At 31.6% G+C, this 17,399-nt stretch carries 20 protein-coding genes and 1 tRNA gene; 14 read left to right on the top strand and 7 right to left on the bottom strand.

What is annotated here, in order from left to right:
- The 8 genes from LPB87_RS17445 to LPB87_RS17410 all read left to right on the top strand — a co-directional run.
- The coding region (locus tag LPB87_RS17445; protein WP_230728700.1) for a hypothetical protein at positions 1–882 on the top strand (882 nt) is incomplete at its 5' end.
- An 11-nt stretch (positions 883–893) separates the two neighbouring features.
- Positions 894–1,307, top strand: a complete 414-nt coding sequence (locus tag LPB87_RS17440; protein ID WP_230728699.1) for a hypothetical protein — start codon at positions 894–896, stop codon at positions 1,305–1,307.
- Positions 1,308–1,362: 55 nt separating this feature from the next.
- On the top strand, positions 1,363–1,779 hold the full coding sequence (locus LPB87_RS17435) for a hypothetical protein (RefSeq protein WP_230728698.1): 417 nt from the start codon (positions 1,363–1,365) through the stop codon (positions 1,777–1,779).
- 30 nt (positions 1,780–1,809) lie between these two features.
- The gene (locus LPB87_RS17430) at positions 1,810–2,241 is read left to right on the top strand and encodes a hypothetical protein (RefSeq protein WP_230728697.1); all 432 of its coding nucleotides are present in this window, start codon (positions 1,810–1,812) and stop codon (positions 2,239–2,241) included.
- Positions 2,242–2,307: 66 nt separating this feature from the next.
- Positions 2,308–2,724 (top strand): hypothetical protein, encoded by a 417-nt coding sequence (locus LPB87_RS17425; protein ID WP_230728696.1) that lies wholly within the window; start codon positions 2,308–2,310, stop codon positions 2,722–2,724.
- Positions 2,725–2,938: 214 nt separating this feature from the next.
- Entirely contained in the window at positions 2,939–3,172 is a 234-nt protein-coding gene (locus LPB87_RS17420; protein ID WP_230728695.1) for a hypothetical protein, read from the top strand.
- 89 nt (positions 3,173–3,261) lie between these two features.
- Positions 3,262–3,822 carry a DUF6705 family protein gene (locus LPB87_RS17415; protein WP_230728694.1) on the top strand — a complete coding sequence of 187 codons (561 nt, stop codon included), beginning with the start codon at positions 3,262–3,264 and terminating at the stop codon, positions 3,820–3,822.
- A gap of 66 nt (positions 3,823–3,888) precedes the next feature.
- A complete protein-coding gene (locus tag LPB87_RS17410; RefSeq protein WP_230728693.1) occupies positions 3,889–5,025 on the top strand; it encodes a hypothetical protein in 1,137 nt (378 codons plus the stop codon).
- Positions 5,026–6,095: 1,070 nt separating this feature from the next.
- On the opposite strand, the gene LPB87_RS17405 is transcribed toward LPB87_RS17410, so the two are convergent.
- A tRNA-Met gene (locus LPB87_RS17405) sits at positions 6,096–6,172 on the bottom strand.
- A 152-nt stretch (positions 6,173–6,324) separates the two neighbouring features.
- Between LPB87_RS17405 and LPB87_RS17400 the strand changes: the two genes are divergently transcribed.
- Together LPB87_RS17400 and LPB87_RS17395 are read left to right on the top strand one after the other, a co-directional pair.
- Positions 6,325–6,717, top strand: coding sequence for an START-like domain-containing protein (locus LPB87_RS17400; RefSeq protein WP_035620801.1), 393 nt, complete (start codon positions 6,325–6,327; stop codon positions 6,715–6,717).
- A gap of 55 nt (positions 6,718–6,772) precedes the next feature.
- Positions 6,773–7,606 carry an aminotransferase class IV gene (locus LPB87_RS17395; protein ID WP_230728692.1) on the top strand — a complete coding sequence of 278 codons (834 nt, stop codon included), beginning with the start codon at positions 6,773–6,775 and terminating at the stop codon, positions 7,604–7,606.
- A gap of 3 nt (positions 7,607–7,609) precedes the next feature.
- On the opposite strand, the gene LPB87_RS17390 is transcribed toward LPB87_RS17395, so the two are convergent.
- From LPB87_RS17390 to LPB87_RS17365, 6 genes are all read right to left on the bottom strand, one after another.
- Entirely contained in the window at positions 7,610–8,170 is a 561-nt protein-coding gene (locus tag LPB87_RS17390) for a YqgE/AlgH family protein (protein WP_129539610.1), read from the bottom strand.
- 126 nt (positions 8,171–8,296) lie between these two features.
- Positions 8,297–8,569 carry an HU family DNA-binding protein gene (locus LPB87_RS17385; protein WP_129539609.1) on the bottom strand — a complete coding sequence of 91 codons (273 nt, stop codon included), beginning with the start codon at positions 8,567–8,569 and terminating at the stop codon, positions 8,297–8,299.
- Between the two features lie 180 nt (positions 8,570–8,749).
- Positions 8,750–9,697 carry a methionyl-tRNA formyltransferase gene (gene fmt / locus LPB87_RS17380; protein WP_129539608.1) on the bottom strand — a complete coding sequence of 316 codons (948 nt, stop codon included), beginning with the start codon at positions 9,695–9,697 and terminating at the stop codon, positions 8,750–8,752.
- A complete protein-coding gene (locus tag LPB87_RS17375; protein WP_230728691.1) occupies positions 9,697–11,589 on the bottom strand; it encodes an ATP-dependent DNA helicase RecQ in 1,893 nt (630 codons plus the stop codon). Before LPB87_RS17375 ends, fmt begins: the two co-directional genes overlap by 1 nt.
- Positions 11,590–11,654: 65 nt before the next feature.
- Complete coding sequence (locus LPB87_RS17370) at positions 11,655–12,188, bottom strand: ATP-binding protein (RefSeq protein WP_129539606.1); 534 nt, start codon at positions 12,186–12,188, stop codon at positions 11,655–11,657.
- 470 nt (positions 12,189–12,658) lie between these two features.
- On the bottom strand, positions 12,659–13,549 hold the full coding sequence (locus tag LPB87_RS17365; RefSeq protein WP_230728690.1) for an alpha/beta family hydrolase: 891 nt from the start codon (positions 13,547–13,549) through the stop codon (positions 12,659–12,661).
- A gap of 229 nt (positions 13,550–13,778) precedes the next feature.
- On the opposite strand from LPB87_RS17365, the gene LPB87_RS17360 reads away from it, so the two are divergent.
- From LPB87_RS17360 to LPB87_RS17345, 4 genes are all read left to right on the top strand, one after another.
- Complete coding sequence (locus tag LPB87_RS17360; RefSeq protein ID WP_129539605.1) at positions 13,779–14,075, top strand: DUF493 family protein; 297 nt, start codon at positions 13,779–13,781, stop codon at positions 14,073–14,075.
- Positions 14,076–14,077: 2 nt separating this feature from the next.
- Complete coding sequence (locus tag LPB87_RS17355) at positions 14,078–14,800, top strand: DUF4290 domain-containing protein (protein ID WP_129539604.1); 723 nt, start codon at positions 14,078–14,080, stop codon at positions 14,798–14,800.
- Between the two features lie 103 nt (positions 14,801–14,903).
- Positions 14,904–16,214, top strand: coding sequence for a UDP-N-acetylglucosamine 1-carboxyvinyltransferase (gene murA, locus LPB87_RS17350; RefSeq protein ID WP_129539603.1), 1,311 nt, complete (start codon positions 14,904–14,906; stop codon positions 16,212–16,214).
- A 19-nt stretch (positions 16,215–16,233) separates the two neighbouring features.
- Positions 16,234–17,109, top strand: a complete 876-nt coding sequence (locus tag LPB87_RS17345; RefSeq protein WP_129539602.1) for a cation diffusion facilitator family transporter — start codon at positions 16,234–16,236, stop codon at positions 17,107–17,109.
- Positions 17,110–17,399: the final 290 nt, after the last annotated feature.

Genomic DNA, 17,399 nt, shown 5'->3' with positions numbered 1-17,399 from the left:
ATAGCCGACCCTTGTTATTATTGTCCTGATGAAGAAGAACCAACTGGTGGTAGTGGTGGTTATCCAATACCGCTTAGAGAGATTATAATAACTACACCTCCTAAATCAACACCACCATCGTTTCCTCCTATGACTTTTATCCCGCGTGGCCCCGCATACGGTGCGGTTGATCCACCTGAATATACAAATCCGCCTCGAGGAGGAGGGGGTGGTGGTTCAAGTTCAATAGGGAATACTGAAAACCCTTGCGATACAGCCAAATCTACAACAGCGAATGCCAAAAGCCCTGCTTATATATCTGCTAAAAGCAACATTATTAAAGCTAGTGCAGATGGACTTGAACATAGTATCACACTAGGTAAAGATGCTAATGGCAATATAACTCAGGCACCAATGAGTAATGGTTCATCGGAAAAAGTAAAAGTAAATACAACTTGGGCTGGTGCTTTTGGAGCTATGCATAACCATCCAAATCAGACCCCAGTATCTGGGGGAGATATATATGCTGCCGTAACATTGAACACAGGAAACAGTAATTTTACAACTTCTTTTATTCTAACAAAAGGAGAGACTTATGCAATTGTGGTTACAGATCTAGCAGCAGCACAAGTATTTACAGCAAGTTATCCTGCAGATATATCTCCTATTTATCCGCCTGAATTTCCAGAATTTATATTTGATCAAATATCATTTATTAGATCTAAATTAGGAGAATCAAATGAAGTCAGAACAATGGCAATAGCATCTGTTTTAGATAAATATAATGCTGGCATTACCTTAATGAGGCAAGACAGCGATGGTCAGTTTAACCCCATAAAAGTACAAGAAACAACCCAACCCGATGGTACTAAAACATATACCAAAATACCTTGCAACAAATAAATTTAAAAAAAATGAAAAATACAATAAAAACATTCGCTATTCTATTCTTGCTTCTAAGTTATGGTTGCAAAGCACAACAAATGGTACAGACACCTAACGAGGCATATAAATTAAAGGAAAATGAGCAACAGTTCCTTAACTACCCTTTAAAAAATCTGTTGAAAGAAATAAAGCCTGAAATAAAATTTGTCATAGGTACAGTCGATTACCCATCTTATTTTTCTTTTAGATTTATAACTCGTGAAGAATTGAGTCGCAAATCAATAGATGATAAAATATTAGGGTTATATGTATATGTAAAAGAACCTTTAGACTGGAATTTTGATAAAAGACCTAAAGGAGAAGAATATCAATGGACAAAAGAAGATGTGAAAAAATATGGTAATCTTACAGTAATTCGAATCAAAGTTATTGGTAAAAATTAAATAGAAAACCTTTTAATACTAAAATTTATATACTTTCAAAATTCTTTGTTTATAAATGAAAAACATATTAAAAACATTCGCAATTATATTTTTACTGGTAACCTATAGTTGTAAAGCACAGCAAATGGTACAGACACCTAATGACATATATAAATTAAAGACAAATGAACAGCTGTTTCTCAACAAACCTTTAAAAAACTTATTAAAAGAAATAAAACCAGAAATTAAAACGGCATACGGAACATTAGGTTATCCATCTTACTTTTCTTTTAGATTTATAAGCCCTGAAGAAATTAAGCATAAGCCTTCAGATTCAAGTATATTAGGTTTATATGTGTATGTAAAAGAAGATGTTGAAGAATGGAGTCATGGCGCAAGGCCAAAAGAAAAAGAATTCCTATGGACAAAAGAAGATATAGAAAAATATGGAAATTTTACTGTAATCCGAATTAGGGTTAGTGGTAAAGAGTAAATAACTAGCGCTTTAAACATTTGTTTATAAATGAAAAATACAATAAAAATATTTGCAATTCTATTCTTGCTTCTAAGTTATAGCTGTAAAGCCCAGCAATTAGTACAAGCACCCCAAGACCTTTATACAATAAAAGCAAAAGAACAGTTATTCCTTAATAAGCCGTTGAAAAATCTGCTTAAGGAGATAAAACCAGAGATAAAAACGGCTTTTGGAACGTTGAGTCCTCTAGGTACCCCATCATATTTTTCTTTTATGTTTTTAAGCCCACAAGAACTAAAACAACACGTAAAAGGAAGAAAACATATAAATTTATTTGTATATGTGAAAGAGCCTGTGGATGAATGGAATCTTGGTAAAAGATCAAAAGAAATAGAGTTTCAATGGAGAAAAGAAGACCTTGAAAAATATGGCAACTTTACTGTAGTTAGAATCAAAGTTATTGAAAGAATAGAAGACTAGATATATAAGATTCTCAAGATCGTAAAAATTTGGGGACTTTAATGGTTTTAAAAACTTTGTTTATAAATGAAAAATACAATAAAGACCTTTGCAATTCTATTCTTGCTTCTAAGTTATAGCTGCAAAGCGCAACAAATGGTTCAAACGACAAAAGATGTTTCTAAACTAAAAACAAATGAGCAACAATTTATTAATAAACCTTTAAAAAATCTTCTTAAGGAAATAAAACCAGAAATTAAAACTGCAGATGCTACTAATGATAATCCCTACTATTTTAGTTTTAAATTTAGAACATTGGAACAACGAAAAAAAAATGAGGGAAGTAAAGAAGATGCTGTATCTCTTTTTGTCTACGTAAAAACTCCAATTGATTGGAAATACGAAAATAGACCTCCTGGCAAAGAACTACTATGGACAAAAGATGATATTCAAAAATATGGTGATCTTACAGTAACTAGAATTAGAGTTATTGGAAAAGAGTAAATAAGTAACGTTTTTAAAAAACTTTATTTACAAATGAAAAATACAATAAAAATATTCGTACTGCTATTATCTATAGTACATTATAGCTGCAAAGCGCAACAAATGGTTCAAACTACAAAAGATGTTTCTAAACTAAAAACAAATGAGCAACAATTTATTAATAAACCTTTAAAAAATCTTCTTAAGGAAATAAAACCAGAAATTAAAACTGCAGATGCTACTAATGATAATCCCTACTATTTTAGTTTTAAATTTAGAACATTGGAACAACGAAAAAAAAAATGAGGGAAGTAAAGAAGATGCCGTATCTCTTTTTGTCTACGTAAAAACTCCAATTGATTGGAAATATGAAGAAAGACCTAAAGGTAAAGAGTTAATGTGGACAAAAGAAGACGTAGAGAAATATGGTAACCTTACTGTAGTTGCAATCAAAGTTATTGAGCATTGAACGAATAGAAGATTAAAAAAAAAACATTTAAGTCCCCGATTCATAAAGATTTATGGATTTGAAATATTCTTATAAATGGTTGTTTGCAAATGAAAAAAATACTGATTTTAACATTCTTCATAGGAATTACATTTTCCTGTCAAGCACAAATTTTACCCATAGAAAAGAGAATTGATTATATATCTTCTAGGGATGGTATTCCTGAAAGTGTTACTTATTTTAAAGATATCAATAATGTATTGGACAAATTTGTTGGCACTTGGAAAGGAATTTATGATGGTAAAAACTATGAATTTAGAGTTTCAAAAATTACAACCAAACCTAGGAGAGTTACAGAAGATAAGCTTGTAATGCGTTATCTTATAACAAATAGTAATGGGATTGTAATTGAAGATACTAGGGCGTTACCAGATTCTAGTCCCTATGTAATCAAAGGAAACTATATTGAAAAGAATACTTATTTTTTAACTTATATTGGTAAAAATGCAAAGTGTGGACAAAAAGGTACTCTCATGATTGATTTCTTAAAAGATAATAGTAATACAAAAATGAATTTGTTTTTCTCACCTTCAAGGGAAATAATTTATGAAAACGATTGTAGCGGATTTAAGCAAATTATGCCTTTAAAAGAAATCATTTTAACTAAGTAGAAACAAATTAAACATTCAATCCCCGAGTCATAAAGATTTGGGGATTTCTATTAAAAAGATCATAGAATGAAAAGAAAGATAATATACTCAATTTTGTTGCTACTGCTTATTTCTAACAATGCAAAATCACAAATTTTGAAGGATAGTTTATATGGGAATGTGAAAAGGTTAAGTGAAAAAGTAATTTTTTTAACTAAAAAAGAAAATCCGCAATTAATGTATTATGACGATTACGGGCATTACGGTTTTATGGGACCTCAATCAACTATTTATAATTTTCGTAACCTTTGGTTTTCTTCACCATTGTGCTATTATTTAAATTACAAACGAGATTTTGACAAAAAAAGAAGAGTAGTAAATGAGATATGGTTTGATAAAAAAAATGATTTTATAAATTCTTATCGATATGTTTATGATAAAAAAGAGAGATTGATAAGTGCAATTGATTCCTCTAAATATTCAACAGCAACAGAGAATTATTATTATACAGATAATGGGGATGAAAATATCATTAGAGAGAATTTAAGTTATAACTCGTTTTCTCATACCTATAAAAAAAATAAAGACGGGAAAATTATGCTTTTAAAAAAATATGATGAGAATGGTGTAATTGATGAATATAGGTATCACTATACAGAAAATGATGAATTAAAATATAGATTGTACAAAAATCCCAATAATTGGAAAAAAGAAAATGATAAATCTTTTTCTTATGGGGTGCAAGATTCAGTTGGAAGAACATACAGAGATTTAATCAACGAATATGATGATAAAAATAGACTCATTAAACGCCAAACATTCGGTTTGTATGAGGATGAAAAATATCAAAATCCAGTCTTAACAAATGAACGGATATATAAATATCAAAATGATAGTATTATTGGAATTACAGAGTATTCTCGAGGAGCCAGTTTTATCACTTATTTACACCTTAAAAGGGATAATTTTGATAGATTGATTGAAAGATATTGTTGTAATAAAGAAATCTCTCAAGCATCAATAATTGAAAAATACTTCTACAAAAACAATAAAATAGCAACTCTGGATTATGCTGTGAGATCGGATAACCATAAAAGAAAAATGGATAAATCTCATATTGTCTTCACCTACAAATTAGACGGTCAAAATAACTGGATTGAAATTATTAAAAATGTAAATGGAGTCGATTTGTACAAATGGACTAGAGAAATTGAGTATTATTAAACGATTGATAATGCTTTAAAATTCGTTTATATACGTATTCTTTCGTAAGTAATATTAGTTTAACCCGTTGCGTGTAATTATTTGCAGTAAAATAAATTGATTTATATATTTAATTGTCTTTTCAATAATATCATGTAAAGCACAAGTACTACCTGTTGAAAACGTGGTGGACTATGTAAAGCTTTTTAACCTAAATCTGCAAAATGAAAAATTATTACTTGTCTTGGTATTTATCTCTTTTTAAGCGCTTGCTCAAATGATGATGTAAACTAATACGTATTTATTATTCTATAAACGCAAAATATGATGCTCAGATTCTATAATTCCCAACATTATTTCGTCCAAAAAGAAAAGTATTTTGTCATATTTGTTTAAATCGGGTAAATCATCAATTAATATTTGAGGTAATATCTTGAATTTTTGTTTTGTTGTTTTGGTTTTAAGTCAATTTTTTTGTCAACTAAATCAATATCGCTTATTATTAGCCTACAATCCTCAACTGATTTTAGGGGATAATAGGTGTAAAATTTACAAATAAGAGCATTTAAGGGGCGTTATTCTGCATGTAATCGAAGATTGCATCTTCTTCTTTTGTGGAATAACTTTTATTATGCTCTGGCTTTGCTTTTAAAATATTGACATTAGTGATGAAGTAGGTTGCAATTATTTAATTGTCTTCAAAAACTTGGAATATTCCTTGGATATCTATTCTTGTATTATTGCTATGATTTATTCTCTCAAGTACTTCATATCAAATAAGCGATAACTGTTTTTTTTTTGTTACTGAAGTAATATTTCTTTTTTCAAATTCATTTGAGTTAAATCAAAGGTCGAATTTCAGGATTCTATTTTTAAAGTTTGGATATGCAACTCGTTTTAAAGATTGTTCTTCTATTTCCTATACAGCACGTCAAATTCCGACTTAGATAATTGAATAACAGAATCATTTTATGCTCGAATTTCTGTAGCGTTCACACTTCAATAGTTCAATTTTAAAGTTTCTGTAAAAGATTTTCGTAATTTAATCCCAATAAAAAACCCTTAAACAATTGTTGTTTAAGGGTTTGTTTTGGTAGCGAGACCGAGATTTGAACTCGGGACCTCAGGGTTATGAATCCTGCGCTCTAACCAACTGAGCTATCTCGCCATTTGGCAGTAAGAGTATGTCTCTCATTGCGGGTGCAAATATATGAATTAATTTAGATTTGACAAGCGTAAAGTGAAGAAAAAAAAATATTTTTAAAAAATTGTTTTTTACGGAGATATATTCTTATATTTCCGAAAAATTAAATCTGGCACATGGATCTAAAAGTACGTTACGAAATCGAGTTTCCTATAAATTCATCTCCGCAGTTGTTATATCAATATATATCTACACCATCAGGACTATCTGAATGGTTTGCAGATAATGTAAACTCGCGTGGAGAGTTTTTTACTTTCATCTGGAATGATTCTCAGGAAAAAGCACGTTTAGCATCCAAGAAAACGGGCGAAAAAGTTAAGTTCAAATGGGTTGACGAAAGCAGCAAAGACACAGAGTATTTCTTTGAATTGCATATTCTCGTAGACGAAATAACTAAAGATGTTTCGCTTATGGTAGTCGATTTTGCCGAAAAAGATGAGCTTGGAGAAGCAAAACAATTATGGGAAAATCAAATTTCCGATCTTAAACATCTTATTGGATCAGTTTAGTAAAAGTCTATTTTATAACTTATATTTGCCCTGAACAAAATTCAGGGTTTTTTTTATGATTAATTTTAACGGAAATATAGTAGCACAGGACGACAATTTACTAATTCAAAATCGCGCTTTTTTATATGGAGATGGTGTTTTTGAAACCTTTAAAGTAGTAAATAATAAAGTTCTTTTTATTGAAGATCATTATTTTAGACTAATGTCTTCAATGCGAGTAGTTCGAATGGAGATTCCAATGAACTTTACAATGGAATATCTAGAAGAACAAATACTTTCGTTGCTTAATTATAATTCAATTTCTGATTCGGCTAGAGCTAGAATTACAGTATATCGCAATGATGGTGGATATTATCTGCCACAAAATAATACAGTTTCGTTCTTAATTCATGCAATTGCCTTAGATAATAAAGAATATCAAGTAAGCGAGAATCAATATGAAGTTGATTTGTACAAAGATTTTTATGTTACCAAGCAATTATTGTCATCAATTAAGACAACTAACAAAATTATAAATGTTACAGGAAGTATTTTTGCAAACGAAAACGGACTGGATAATTGTATTTTACTAAACGATAGTAAGAATGTTGTTGAAGCATTACAAGGGAATTTGTTTATGCTGTTAGGTAATAAGTTAATTACGCCACCAGTATCTGAAGGATGTTTAAATGGAGTAATGCGTAAGCAAATACTAGCATTAGCCAAAAAACTAAGTGACATAGAAGTTGTAGAAGAACCAATATCGCCGTTTGATTTACAAAAAGCCGACGAATTGTTTCTTACTAATGTGATAAAAGGAATTCAGCCAATAACTAAATACCGTAAAAAAGAGTTTACAACTAAATTATCAGGGGTGTTAACGCAAAAACTTAATGAAAGTATTGCTTAAATATTAGTTGAGGTACGGATTCTCTGGTGCATTAGACCAAATGAGATAATCTCCTCCTAGTTCGATAATTTGTTGTTTCCAAAAATGTGTTGGTGATTTTCCGATAATTTTATTTTTATAATTATTATCAGCTATAATCCAGGAATTATTCTGCATTTCTGTTTCTAATTGATGTTCATCCCAGCCAGTGTAACCCAAAAAGAAACGTATGTTGTTCTTGTTGATTGCACCGCTGTTAATTAGGTCTTTTGTGGATTCAAAATCTCCTCCCCAATATATTCCGTTTGAAATCTCAATACTATTTGGGATTAAATCGGGTATATTATGGATGAAATAAAGATTATCCTGCTCTACTGGACCACCATTATAGATTCTGAATGTGGCCTGGATTTCTGGAATTAAGTCATTAATGGTGTATTTTAGTGGCTTATTTATGATGAAACCTATCGAGCCTTCTTCGTTGTGATCTGCTAATAAGATCACTGATCTATTAAATGATAAGTCTCCAATTATAGAAGGCTCAGCAATAAGTAGGTGTCCTTTTTTTAATTTTTCTGAAATCATATCGTTACAATTTTTATTAAATTTAAGAATAAATTTTTTAAAATCGTAAATAAAATCGTCAAAGAGCAAAAAAAAACCCTCCATATGGAAGGTTTTAATTATATTAAAAGCGTATGTAACTTGTTATTAGTTAACTGCACTTTCTAATTCAGCTCCTGCTTTAAATTTTACAACATTCTTAGCTGCAATTTGAATAGTTTTTCCAGTCTGAGGGTTTCTTCCGTCTCTAGCAGCTCTAGCTGATACTGACCATGATCCAAAACCTACCAATGATACTCTCCCACCTTTTTTCAAAGTTGCACCTACGTTTCCTAAAAATGATTCTAAAGCTAATTTTGCTGCAGCTTTTGTAATTCCTGCATCAGCAGCAATAGCATCGATTAATTCTGATTTGTTCATAATAATTAGTTATTAATTGTTGGTTAAAAAAAATTGTCAATACACAAATTTAGTAGGAAATACGTTCCTTGCAAGCGTTTTGTTTAATTTTAGTTTGAATTGTTAATAACTTGCTTTTTTTGTTCATAAAACCACCTAAAAACATCACTAAATTTAGTAAGTAGCCTTATTTTGTTGATGTTAGTACACTTTTGCCTTGTCAGAAAAAGTGATCCCATTTAGCAATTCTGCAACGGTCATTCGTTTTTTCCCTGGTAATTGCAAACTCAATAATTGAATATAACCATCAGCAACTGCAATTTTAATCTCCTTTTTGGTGCTAATTAGGCTACCAATTGGAAGATCATGCGTTTCGAAAATAGGCTTTGCTTCATATATTTTTATGCTTAATTCTTCACTTTGGTCTTTTAAGAAACACCAAGAAGCTGGATAAGGACTTAATCCTCTTATTAAATTATTGATTGTTGATGCTGGTTTTGTCCAGTCAATCTTGCAATTTTCCTTGTTTAGCTTGTAGGCAGTTTTAATTTCTGCAGATTCTTCCTGAATTATTGTAGTTACATTTCCAGCTTCAATTGCTTGTAATGTTTCAATAACAGTTTTGCTTCCTAAATGCATTAATCGGTCATGAAGTTGTCCTGCGTTTTCGGAAGGTTCAATTTCTATTTCAGAACTAAGTATCATAGCTCCAGTATCGATTTTATCATCTATAAAAAAGGTAGTAACACCAGTTTTTGTTTCTCCATTTATTATAGCCCAGTTAATAGGGGCTGCACCACGGTAATTAGGAAGTAGGGAAGCATGAAGATTAAAAGTTCCTAGTGAAGGCATCTCCCATACAACTTTTGGAAGCATTCTAAAAGCTACTACAATTTGTAAATTAGCATTCAGGGCTTTTAATTCAGATAAAAAGACTTCGTCTTTTAAATTAGTAGGTTGTAATAAATTAAGATTATTAGCTAATGCATATTCTTTTACAGCCGAATATTTTATTTTTTGACCACGACCAGCTGGTTTGTCTGCTGCAGTAATAACACCAACAACATTATAATTGTTCTTTATTATAGTGTCCAGAATTCCAACAGCAAATTCGGGAGTCCCCATAAATATGATTCTTAATTTTTCCATTATGATTTTAAAGTGTATTTATTATTCGGTTTTATTATAATGTGATTCTCTTCTAATAATTCTTGTAATGTATGAACAACGTCATCAGCGGTACTATTAGTTCGAGTCTGTATGTCTCTGGAGCTTAACTCTTCGTTTTTTAATAAATCTAGAATGTCTTGTGCAATAGAGTTTTTTGATTTTTTGGCTTTCTTGGTAATGCAATAGGAGCAAATACCACAATCAGTAGTTGTTTTTTCTCCAAAATACTCTAGAATCAGTTTGCTTTTACATGTTTTATGTTCATTAACGTAATCCAAAACCGATTTTAGTTGGTCTTTTTTCAGATTGTTTTGTTTTTCAAGATATTTTGCAATTCTATTAATTGTGAGTGCATCCTCGCGAATTTCATTAAATAATATAGTCGCATCGTTGTTCTTGCTATTATATTCTATAATTTCTTTTTCTTTTAGTTTTTGCAAAACGGTATGTACTTCAGCTTCTGAACTGCTGGATTTTTTGGCAATAAGTTGAAGGTTAAATGGAGTCTTCATTTCATAGATGCCAGGATAAGTTCGTAAAATGGCGAGAATAATTTCCTCGTCATTTGGATTCATACTTATATATCGAATAACTTCTTTAGACTCTATTAGAAATTGCATGGTTATTTTTTCAGAAAAACCTTGTGATAAAGTAATGATGCCTTGTCTGTCTAAAAACTGTAATGCATTGTAAGTTTTTAAAGTGGGAAAATCGTATTTATGACAAAAACGATTCAGATTAAAAGAAAACTCTTCATCGATTCCTTCACCGTAGGCAATTCGGAAATAATTACAAAGTTTAATATACATCGCAGTTAAAAACTTTTTGTCGGCCAAATTTTGAATAAACTGACTTTCGGCATTAGCAGTATCAGAAGCACTGGTAAGTAAAACTGAGAAAGATTTTTCTCCATTACGCCCAGCACGCCCAGATTCCTGATAATAGTTTTCTATATTTTCGGGTAATTGAGTGTGAATTACAGTTTTAACATTGGGTTTGTCAATTCCCATTCCAAATGCATTAGTGGCAACAATAACTTGCGCCTTTTCAGTCATCCACAATTGCATGTTTTTATCTTTTTCTTTAGTAGTAAGACCACCGTGATAGTAAGTAGCCTTAAATCCTAAAGATTCTAATTGAGCCGAAATAGTTAGACAAGATTTTCGATTGCGTACATATATAATAGAAGGTTGTGGATTTTTTTTTAAAATCTGTTCTGTTCTATATAGCTTGTCTTCAACTTCAAAAACCATGTAGGCAATGTTTTCTCTGGCAAATGATTGCTGGAAAAGTTTTGTATCTTTTAATCCCAATTCAGTTTTGATATCTTCTATAACTCTTGGAGTTGCTGTAGCAGTCAAAGCGAGAAAAGGAATCTTAGGAAAAAATTTTTTAAGTTCAGAAATTTTAAGATAAGCAGGTCGGAAGTCATGCCCCCATTGCGAAACACAATGTGCCTCGTCTATGGCAATAAAATTTATAGGTAAGTTCTTTACACGATCAAGAATCCAGTCCGATTGAAGTCGTTCAGGAGATAAGTAAAGGAATTTATAATTCCCAAACTGGCAATTGTCCAGAAGATTAATAATTTCTTCCGTATTAATTCCACCGGTAAGAGCAATTGCTTTAATGTCGCGTTTTTGCAAATTAGCAACCTGATCTTTCATTAAGGCAATCAAAGGCGAAATCACAAGGCAGATTCCTTCTTTCATCATTGATGGAACCTGAAAACAAATTGATTTTCCTCCACCTGTTGGTAATAAGGCAAAAGTATCTTGCCCTTCTAAAACGGAATCGATGATTTCGTTTTGTAAAGGACGGAAACGATCATGTTTCCAGTATTTTTGAAGAATTGCTAATGCTTCTTGCATTTGTCAGAATTAAAGTTAACAATTTAGAAAGCAGCTTCTAGTTTTACCAACCTTAAAAACTCCGACTAAATTTTATCTAAGATATAAAGAATTCGGTTAGTTACTGTGTCTTTAGGAACTTCAATTAGTTCGTAGCCATATTTTTTGTACGTTTCCACTAGATGATTGTAGATCGTTTTTGCTTGTTCGAAGTTTTCGTAACGTTCACCGTCACTCTTGTAGATTTCTTCCCAAGGCGGAAGTAGAAAAATTTTAGAATATTTGCAAACTTCGCATGCTTCTTTAAAGTGTTCAGGGTAATTATCGCCTATGTAGTCCATATAAGCCACAACATCAGGAATTCCTCTATCAATAAAAACTACTTCCGCTGGTTCTGCTTTAGCATTTTCGAATTGTTTTATCCTTCCCTCCAGTAGCTTTTCACTAAATAACAAGGGTTTTTCAAGAAACAGTTGTTCGATTCCTTCTTTTTGAGCCTCAAGGGTTACTTGTCTAGAAATTTCGGGATAACAGCAATATCCATCGGCTACTAAACCATCAATAATTGTAGACTTTCCCGTACCTGGGCCACCAATAATAACAATAATTTCTTTCTGCACTTTCTAAAAATAAAGTGCAAATTTACCTAAACTTATTGGTATAATACAAGATTTTTTTTTTGAAGCGAGCGATTTATTTATTTTTAGTAGGTAAAGTTCCTGCTGTTTGCTTCAATCTTTTCCTTTTTAAAGAAAAAAGAAAAAGGATTTTCACTTCCATCAGGGCTATGGAGGTTATATTTGGTTTTTTTTGGATTTATTAGATTTTTGGACTGTCAGATGAAATGTTTAAAGTTTAGCACATAACCCGTCTGAATCCACTTCTTCGCGATGACGAATCTGTCTAATCAGTGATGAGTTATGTGTTTGTTTGGTTATCCTTAGTGAGTTAGGTGTAAAAAAAAACTACAAGATTTAATAAGTCACGCTGAAAACAAAGCCCTAGATTATTAGGTTGTTTTTTAAATTGCCGTTGGTTTTAACCAATGGATTATTTGTTTTGTGTGGTTATTGATTTTAGCTAAATGTTTTTAAATCTTTTTCTCGGCAGGAATAATAATATGCGATTCGAATTTTCTTTTTGCAATAACATTATCTATAAAATCCAGAACATAATCAGGTTCTTCTCTAAATAAATAACCACAAAATTCATGTTCGGCTCCAGAAGAAGTAATTAGTTCGATATCTTTTTTTAATGAAATCATACGATTGTAAACCGAATAAGAACCAGAAAGTATCATGAAGCCCTTCGAGTCTGTAGGGCAGGAGCGATGTGATCCCGTAGCATAAGGAACAGTTGAGTCTTCGCTTCCATGCGAAAGTAACATCGGAATAGCATTTTCAGAAGTAATTAAATCTACATTTATAATCGCTCCAGAACCTCCGATAAGGCCTTTGTATTTAAATTTTTCTGGTAAATTATTAGAATACAAGTTCATTGATTTGTAGTCCCAAAAAGAAGCATGAAACGCAATTTCACCACCGGCACTAATTCCTGCAATAAATATTTTCGAATCATCAATATTGTAAGTGTTTTTGTTTTTAATCAAATAAGAAGTTGCTTGCCATGCATCACTAACGGCAATTTGTATGGTTTTAATTTTTTCAGGCAATGGTGAGGTGCATCCAAAATCTTTGTCCTTCATGTAAAGCGTGTAAGAGATACTCGCAACGGCAATTCCTTTTTTAGCAAGACTAGTGGCAAAGTTTCTTTCGCCAAAACGATCTCCACCTGAAAAACCGCCACCATGAGCAAAAATTACAAGAGGTGTTTTTTTGTTAGATTTTTTAGGTAAATATAAATCAAGATCTAGTTTAATTGAGTCATTCTGGAAATAGGTTAAGGTCTTGATTTCTTGTGCTGTAATAGAATTTGAAATAAAAGAAAAAATAAATAGTAAGTAGAAAAAAGGCATTCTCATTGTAGTGATTTTTTTATTATTTGGAATTTTGAATCAATCAAAGATAAAATAATAAAATAGGATAGGCCAAATTCTGTTATTTTAACAATTTTAACCAATAGCAATTAGTCTGATAGAAGGTGAAAATAAAGCTAATTTTAACTAATGTATCTCATTGAGAAAAAATCCCAAAAGCTAAATATAAAATCTCAAATCAAAACCGTATATTTGCGTCTATTTTAATGAGATAATGGACGAAGATAAAGAAAAAACCATCGCCGAATTTTACGAAAGATTAAAGGTTGAGTTAGATAATACTAACACTTGGCCAGCAGAGTATTTGTATAAATTTATTATGCCTTCAGTAGGGGATAATGTCGAGCGCGTAGAGAAAGCTTTTGATAGTATGGGAGCAGTAATTAAAACTACAAAATCTAAAACAGGTAAATTTACCAGTGTTTCGATAGATGTTACTATGAAAAGCTCAGATGATGTAATCAGTAAATACAAAGAAGTTTCTATAATTGAAGGTATAGTTTCACTATAATTATGAGCGAAAAATATAAAAAAGAAAATGCGAATGATGTTGTTTTTAATTTAGAATATAATTCTGAAAGACAACATTTAATCATTCCAGAATACGGTCGTCATTTGCAAAAATTGATAGATCAGGCTACTGCTATTGAAGACCCTGAACAGCGTAATAAAGCAGCGAAATATATTATTCAGGTAATGGGGAGCTTGAATCCGCATTTGCGTGATGTGCCCGATTTTCAGCATAAGCTTTGGGATCAGCTTTTTATTATGTCTGATTTTAAATTAGATGTAGAATCTCCATATCCAATACCATCTCGAGAAGTATTACAACTAAAACCAGATGTATTAAAATATCCGCAAAACTATCCAAAATACAGATATTACGGTAACAACATCAAGTACATGATTGATGTTGCAAACAAATGGGAAGATGGTGAGATGAAGAATGCATTAGTATTGGTAATTGCCAATCATATGAAAAAATCATACCTAAGCTGGAATAAAGATACAGTAAAGGACGATGTTATTTTTGAACATTTGTACGAACTGTCAGATGGGAAAATTAACCTGCTACAAAGTTCAGAAGAACTTTTAAATACAACAGATTTATTACGTACAAACAAACGTATATCAAATAAAATCACACCAGCTGGACAACCTAAAATTCAGAATAATAAGAATACAAAAGGGCAGGGAAAGCAAAAACCGTTTCAAAAGAATAATAATCAAAAATAAAAGTTGCTAAGTATCTAAGTGACTAAGTTGCTGAGCCTTTTATTTGTAAAGAAAAGCCTTAGTGTCTTAGAGCCTCAGTGACTCAGAACCTTAAAAAAGTAATATGGGAATTTTTAAAATTGAAGGTGGAATTCCTTTAAAAGGAGAAATCACTCCACAAGGAGCAAAAAACGAAGCATTACAAATTTTGTGTGCAGTACTTTTAACCTCAGAAAAAGTAAAGATTAATAATATTCCTGATATTATAGATATCAATAAATTGATTACGCTTCTAGGAAATTTAGGAGTGAAAATCCAAAAAAACGAACCAAGTTCAATTACATTTCAAGCTGATGAGGTTAATGTGAATTATCTTGAAACAGAAGCTTTCAAGAAAGAAGGAGGTGCACTTCGTGGTTCAATTATGATTGTAGGGCCTCTTTTAGCACGTTTTGGAAAAGGATATATTCCTAAACCAGGGGGAGATAAAATAGGTCGCCGTAGATTAGATACACACTTTGAAGGATTCATTAATTTAGGAGCTAAATTTAGATACAACAGAGAAGATCACTTTTATGGTGTAGAAGCTCCAGAAGGATTAACAGGTACAGATATGTTGCTTGATGAAGCATCTGTAACAGGAACTGCTAATATCGTTATGGCTGCAGTTTTGGCAAAAGGGAAAACTACTGTTTATAATGCGGCTTGTGAGCCTTACTTACAGCAGTTATGTAAGATGTTAAACTCAATGGGAGCTAAAATTTCAGGAGTAGGTTCAAATTTATTGACTATCGAAGGAGTTGAAAGCTTAGGTGGTTGTGAGCACAGAATTCTTCCAGATATGATCGAAATCGGATCTTGGATTGGATTAGCAGCAATGACTAAAAGTGAAATCACTATCAAAAATGTAAGCTGGGATAATTTAGGATTGATTCCAAATACATTTAGAAAATTAGGAATTACAATAGAAAAACGTGGCGATGATATTTATATTCCTGCTCACGTAAATGGATATGAAGTAAAAACAGATATTGATGGATCAATCTTAACCATTGCCGATGCACCATGGCCTGGATTTACACCAGATTTATTAAGTATTGTTTTGGTTGTAGCAACACAAGCAAAAGGAGACGTTTTAATTCACCAAAAAATGTTCGAAAGTCGTTTGTTTTTCGTTGATAAACTAATCGACATGGGAGCAAAAATTATGTTGTGCGATCCGCATAGAGCTGTTGTTATGGGACATAACTTCGAATCACAATTAAAAGCGACTACAATGTCATCACCAGATATTCGTGCTGGAATATCATTGTTAATTGCTGCTTTATCAGCAAAAGGAACAAGCACAATTCAAAATATAGAACAAATCGACCGTGGATACGAGCGTATCGACGAACGATTGAGAGCAATTGGAGCAAAAATCGTGAGAGCGTAATAAAATTCTCAAATGACGAATGACGAATGAAGAAAAAGCTATAAAAGCTACATACTTTAGTATAATCGGAAATACCTGCTTGGCCATTATAAAAGGCTTGGCAGGTTTTTTTGGCAATTCTTATGCCTTAATTGCTGATGCAATAGAATCAACAACAGATATATTTTCGTCTTTTTTGGTTCTATTTGGAATCAAATATTCAAGTAAACCCGCTGATGAAAATCATCCCTATGGACATGGACGTGCCGAACCATTAATTACCTTTTTAGTAGTTGGCTTTTTAATAACATCGGCAACGATTATTGGTTACGAAAGTATTGCTAACATCCGAAACCCACACGATTTACCAAAATCATGGACATTGTATGTTTTAGGAGCAATTATTATATGGAAAGAATATTCTTTTCGATTAGTAATGAAACGAAGCAAGCAAACCAATAGTTCATCATTAGCCGCAGATGCTTGGCATCATCGTAGTGATGCAATTACATCTGTAGCTGCATTTATCGGGATTTCGATAGCTCTGTTTATGGGTAAAGGATATGAAGCAGCAGATGATTGGGCTGCACTTTTTGCCGCATTTTTTATTTTATATAATAGTTATAAAATTTTTAGACCAGCACTTGGAGAAATAATGGACGAAAGTCTTAATGATGATTTGGTCGAAGAAATCCGAATAGAATCTTTGACTGTTGTAGGTATTCTAGGAACCGAAAAATGTTTTATTCGTAAAGCAGGAATGAAATATCATGTAGATCTCCATGCTATAGTATCTGCTAAAATTTCGGTAAAAGAAGGACATGAATTATCACATAAATTACAAGATACACTAAAAGAAAAAATACCTCAATTAGGGAACGTTCTGATTCATATTGAACCAGATGATTATCACTAGAAAGAGGTTCAAAGGTTCTGAGGTACTAAGGTTTCTTTGTTAAAGTTTTTTATTTTGCCAAAGAAAATAGCGAAGACAAAAAAAATGAAATCCGTTTATTCTTTTATAGAGTAAACGGATTTTTTTTGATTCAAAGGAACTATGATTCTGAGGCAACGAGATATCTTTTTCATAGTTTTTTTACTTTGACAAAAATTCATCCTCAAAACTTTATTTAAGCAATTTTATATAATAAACATGATATGGAATTCGGCTTGTTAAAATCTATCTGATCTGTTTTAATCTGTGAA

The organism is Flavobacterium sp. EDS (assembly GCF_020991525.1).
In the GTDB taxonomy this organism is placed as follows: domain Bacteria; phylum Bacteroidota; class Bacteroidia; order Flavobacteriales; family Flavobacteriaceae; genus Flavobacterium.
Note: the sequence above shows the minus strand (reverse complement) of the source record. Positions and strands in the feature narration are given on the sequence as shown.

Excerpts from the sequence above, each read along its gene's own strand:
- LPB87_RS17440 (WP_230728699.1), top strand. The coding sequence starts at position 894 with ATGAAAAATACAATAAAAACATTCGCTATTCTATTCTTGCTTCTAAGT.
- LPB87_RS17435 (WP_230728698.1), top strand. The coding sequence starts at position 1,363 with ATGAAAAACATATTAAAAACATTCGCAATTATATTTTTACTGGTAACC.
- LPB87_RS17430 (WP_230728697.1), top strand. The coding sequence starts at position 1,810 with ATGAAAAATACAATAAAAATATTTGCAATTCTATTCTTGCTTCTAAGT.
- LPB87_RS17425 (WP_230728696.1), top strand. The coding sequence starts at position 2,308 with ATGAAAAATACAATAAAGACCTTTGCAATTCTATTCTTGCTTCTAAGT.
- LPB87_RS17420 (WP_230728695.1), top strand. The coding sequence starts at position 2,939 with ATGCTACTAATGATAATCCCTACTATTTTAGTTTTAAATTTAGAACAT.
- LPB87_RS17415 (WP_230728694.1), top strand. The coding sequence starts at position 3,262 with ATGAAAAAAATACTGATTTTAACATTCTTCATAGGAATTACATTTTCC.
- LPB87_RS17410 (WP_230728693.1), top strand. The coding sequence starts at position 3,889 with ATGAAAAGAAAGATAATATACTCAATTTTGTTGCTACTGCTTATTTCT.
- LPB87_RS17400 (WP_035620801.1), top strand. The coding sequence starts at position 6,325 with ATGGATCTAAAAGTACGTTACGAAATCGAGTTTCCTATAAATTCATCT.
- LPB87_RS17395 (WP_230728692.1), top strand. The coding sequence starts at position 6,773 with ATGATTAATTTTAACGGAAATATAGTAGCACAGGACGACAATTTACTA.
- LPB87_RS17390 (WP_129539610.1), bottom strand. The coding sequence starts at position 8,170 with ATGATTTCAGAAAAATTAAAAAAAGGACACCTACTTATTGCTGAGCCT.
- LPB87_RS17385 (WP_129539609.1), bottom strand. The coding sequence starts at position 8,569 with ATGAACAAATCAGAATTAATCGATGCTATTGCTGCTGATGCAGGAATT.
- fmt (WP_129539608.1), bottom strand. The coding sequence starts at position 9,697 with ATGGAAAAATTAAGAATCATATTTATGGGGACTCCCGAATTTGCTGTT.
- LPB87_RS17375 (WP_230728691.1), bottom strand. The coding sequence starts at position 11,589 with ATGCAAGAAGCATTAGCAATTCTTCAAAAATACTGGAAACATGATCGT.
- LPB87_RS17365 (WP_230728690.1), bottom strand. The coding sequence starts at position 13,549 with ATGAGAATGCCTTTTTTCTACTTACTATTTATTTTTTCTTTTATTTCA.
- LPB87_RS17360 (WP_129539605.1), top strand. The coding sequence starts at position 13,779 with ATGGACGAAGATAAAGAAAAAACCATCGCCGAATTTTACGAAAGATTA.
- LPB87_RS17355 (WP_129539604.1), top strand. The coding sequence starts at position 14,078 with ATGAGCGAAAAATATAAAAAAGAAAATGCGAATGATGTTGTTTTTAAT.
- murA (WP_129539603.1), top strand. The coding sequence starts at position 14,904 with ATGGGAATTTTTAAAATTGAAGGTGGAATTCCTTTAAAAGGAGAAATC.
- LPB87_RS17345 (WP_129539602.1), top strand. The coding sequence starts at position 16,234 with ATGACGAATGAAGAAAAAGCTATAAAAGCTACATACTTTAGTATAATC.